General features: G+C 58.8%; 2 protein-coding genes. One reads left to right on the plus strand and one right to left on the minus strand.

The window, feature by feature from the left end; genetic code table 11:
* On the minus strand, positions 1-762 hold a 762-nt coding region (locus ACIQ36_RS19840; RefSeq protein WP_395832580.1), incomplete at its 3' end, for an ABC transporter substrate-binding protein.
* Positions 763-1,128: 366 nt separating this feature from the next.
* Here ACIQ36_RS19840 and ACIQ36_RS19845 point away from each other — a divergent pair.
* Positions 1,129-2,526 carry a PLP-dependent aminotransferase family protein gene (locus tag ACIQ36_RS19845; RefSeq protein WP_395832582.1) on the plus strand — a complete coding sequence of 466 codons (1,398 nt, stop codon included), beginning with the start codon at positions 1,129-1,131 and terminating at the stop codon, positions 2,524-2,526.
* Positions 2,527-2,697 lie beyond the last annotated feature (171 nt).

Here is a 2,697-nt window from a genome sequence, read left to right on the forward strand (position 1 = left end):
AATCGCCTCGCGCACGCGTTTATCTTTGAACGGGTTCGGAATATCCTCGGTCACGCCGGGGGCTTTGTCGCTGGCCTGATCCATGGCGAGATAGATCACGCGGCTGGTAACGCCCTGCACCACCTTCAGGCGCGCATCGGCCTGGAGGCGCGGAATATCTTGAATGGGCGGGCTTTCGATGAAGTCCACATCCCCGGCAAGAAGGGCTGCAACCCGCGCGCCTTGATTGCTGATCGGGCGCAAGGTGACTTTATCCCAAGCCGGGGCTTTGCCCCAGTAGGACGCATTGCGCTCCAGGCGGATTTGTTCGCCCTTCACATATTGCACCATCTTATATGGCCCTGTGCCGATGGCCTGTTTGCCGCTGTTGAACTCTTCCGTCGTCGGCCACGGCCCGGCCCCGCACCCGGCGGGATTGAAGGCAATCGCAGGCGCGCCCGATTTACCGTCCGAGATCATCCCGATCGACGATAGCTCGACAGGCAGCAGCGGATAGGCTGTGCGCGTCGTCAGCGATAGGGTGTAGCGGTCCACCACGTCGATGGCGACAATCGAGCGCGTGTAGAGCGTGAACGGCGACGGGCTGTTTTGCACCGTCGGCACGCGGCAGAAGCTATAGACCACATCGGCGGCATCGAAATCACTGCCATCGTGGAACTTCACCCCAGGGCGCAGCTTAAACTCCCAAGTTTTATCGCCCGTTGCTTTCCAGGAGGCCGCCAAACCGGGTTCTAGACCAAAGGCCGGAGTCGGCTTGACCAAAGCATCGAAGATATGGGCGGTTACTTGGATGTTCGGGGTTAAGTTGTGGAAGTGCGGATCAACCGAAGTTGGTTCTGATGCAAGTGCAACTTTTAATTCCTGAGCGTTTACCGACAGTATAGAAACTGTAGATAGAACGCATCCGGCTAAAGCTGTTTGCGTAAATTTCCTGAAGATTTTGTTCGACATGAAGCGCTCTCCGCGTTATTTGTTTCGGCGTTGCGGTGTTTTTGTTTGAAGTATTTTTAGTGATCATAGCTTGCCGAAGAATCACAAAAGGCGTCAGATACAATCCATGCGAACTCAGCGGATCTGTATTGGTCGCGTCCCTGCACACTTGCTGCTGCAAGATGTGGAGGGGCGGCCATGAAAATCACTTTAGATGCAACCTCGCACACGCCGCTCGTTGAGCAGATCGTGACTGGCTTGGCCGAGCTTATTCGGCGCGGGCAAGTAACGGCAGGCACGCGGATGCCGTCTGTCCGGGTGTTTGCTCGAACGCATACGATAAGCACGTTTACCGTGGTCGAAGCCTATGGGCGGCTCACCGCGCTGGGGTATCTGGCCGCGCGGCAAGGGGCGGGGCATTTTGTGCGTGCCCCGCTCGAAACCCACCGGCCCGCCCCACCCGATGCCCAGTTCGAGCGTGCGCAGGATCATATGTGGCAGATCCGCAGTCAGCTTGAACCGTCGGATCGGCTGATGGCGATTTCCACAGGCCGCAGCCCAGAAGAGTGGGAGGACGCGAGCCTGGTGCGGAACGCCCTGCGTTCGGTTGCCAGCCGAAGCTCTTTATCGCTTACCCGCTACGGCGAGCCGCGTGGCTATCGGCCCCTGCTGACCTATGTGCAGTCGCGCCTGCACGATCGCGGCATTCACGCCGACGAAAACCAGATTTTGATGACGCTGGGGGCCAGCCAAGCCTATGATTTGCTGATCAAACTGCTGATTAGCCCAGAGTGCCGGGTGATGGTGGATGACCCCGGCTATTCCAACCTGTTCAGCCTGTTGAAGGTCAACCGCACCGAAATTCTCGGCGTGCCCCGCACCGAAGACGGGCCGGATTTGGTTGTTCTCGAAACATTGGCGCGCACCAAGCAGCCGAAAGTATTCTTCACCCAAACCGTCGCCCATAATCCCACGGGCTGCGGGTACGGCGCGCGGCGGGCGTTTGAGGTGCTGCGCTTAGCCGATACCTATAATTTCCACATTGTCGAAGTCGATGCCTTTGCCGAGTTCTACCCGGAAGGCCACCAGCGCTTAGCGGAGATCGATCAACTCAACCGCGTGATCCATGTCAGCACCTTCTCCAAAGCTGTTTCGCCCGCTATGCGCGTTGGCTATGTGACCGCCGCCGCGCCGTTAATCAGCGAGCTTGAGCATCTGAAGATCATCTCCACGCTCTCGGCCTCACCGCTCAACGAGTTGGTGATTTATGAGGTGCTGACCTCCACCGCCTACCGCCGCCATATCGATCAGTACCGCCGCAAGCTGGAGCAGGGCCTGATCCGCGCGCAGGATTTGGCGGTGGCGAATGGTTTCCAGGTCTTCGGGCGGCCCGATGGCGGAAAATTCATCTGGCTGCGCCACCCCGATGTTGACGATTCGGCGTTGCTGGCGGAACGGGCGCGAGCCCATGGCTTATTGCTCGCCCCCGGCTGCACCTTCCGCCCTAACTTGGAGCCAACGCCCTGGTTTCGCATCAACACCGCCTATGCCGATCATCCGGCGGTGGTGCGGAGCTTTTCGGCGATACAGCGGTAGCCTCACGCCGAACGCGTTTCATCAACGAACCTGTTCAGCCGTTGGGCCAGCACGCCAAAACTGCCGTTCAACTCCTCAGACGCCTGGGATTGCCGATTGGCGGCAAGGCTGACTTCCGAAATGGACGTTGCGACCAAACCGATGTTGGAGGCGACGCTTTGGGTTAGGTCT

It is taken from the genome of Elstera sp. (assembly GCF_044372965.1).
Classification (GTDB): Bacteria; Pseudomonadota; Alphaproteobacteria; order Elsterales; family Elsteraceae; genus Elstera.

Excerpts from the sequence above, each read along its gene's own strand:
- ACIQ36_RS19845 (WP_395832582.1), top strand. The coding sequence starts at position 1,129 with ATGAAAATCACTTTAGATGCAACCTCGCACACGCCGCTCGTTGAGCAG.